This is a genomic window from Xanthovirga aplysinae, assembly GCF_009711365.1.
GTDB classification, from domain to species: domain Bacteria; phylum Bacteroidota; class Bacteroidia; order Cytophagales; family Cyclobacteriaceae; genus Xanthovirga; species Xanthovirga aplysinae.
In genome coordinates, this window is record NZ_SMMB01000233.1 from 1 (window position 1) to 792 (window position 792).

1 protein-coding gene is annotated in these 792 nt (G+C 35.2%); it reads left to right on the plus strand.

Going from position 1 to position 792, the window contains the following annotated elements; genetic code table 11:
- The coding region (locus E1171_RS00540) for a tyrosine-type recombinase/integrase (protein WP_155203063.1) at nucleotides 1-792 on the plus strand (792 nt) is incomplete at both ends.

Sequence of the window (792 nt, forward strand, 5' to 3'; positions counted from 1 at the left end):
ACCATAATATCCTATCAAAACGATCTTTCTCAGTTTCAACAATATCTGACTGAAAATTCGCCTGGAACCTCCCCTTCAGAAGCAGGACATCCTATAATCAGAGGATGGATTATCTCACTCGTTGAAGCCCAAATGCATCCTTCAACAGTCAACCGAAAAATTGCAGCTTTAAGGACATTCTATAAGTTTTTACTAAAAAGAGAAACCATTTCAGTTGACCCAATGCTTAAAATCAAAGCATTGAAAACACCAAAGCGACTTCCTACGTTTATTAAGGAAAATGATATCCAAAACTTGTTAGACAAGTGTGATTTTTCGGAGGATTTTTCAGGTTTGAGGGATCAACTTATTTTGGAATTACTTTATGGAACGGGAATTCGTCTTTCGGAATTGATTAATCTTAGAGAGACCGATATTAACTGTAGAGAGGCTGTGGCAAAAGTGTTAGGTAAAAGAAGTAAAGAACGAGTCATTCCACTTTCCAAATCATTAGTGAGTTTAATTGAGAATTATTTGAATGAAAAGAAAAAGCGTTTTGGTAAGAAAAAATTTGATGTCTTGATTGTTACCGAAGAGGGTAATGCTTCTTACCCAACCTTAATTTACCGAACGGTTAAGAAATATTTACAAGAATATACTTCGGTAGAAAAACATAGCCCTCATGTATTAAGACATACTTTTGCAACACATCTTTTAGAAAAGGGTGCAGACTTAAATGCTGTAAAGGATTTGTTGGGCCATGCTAATTTAGCCGCTACTCAGATCTACACCCATGTTTCATTAGAAAAATTA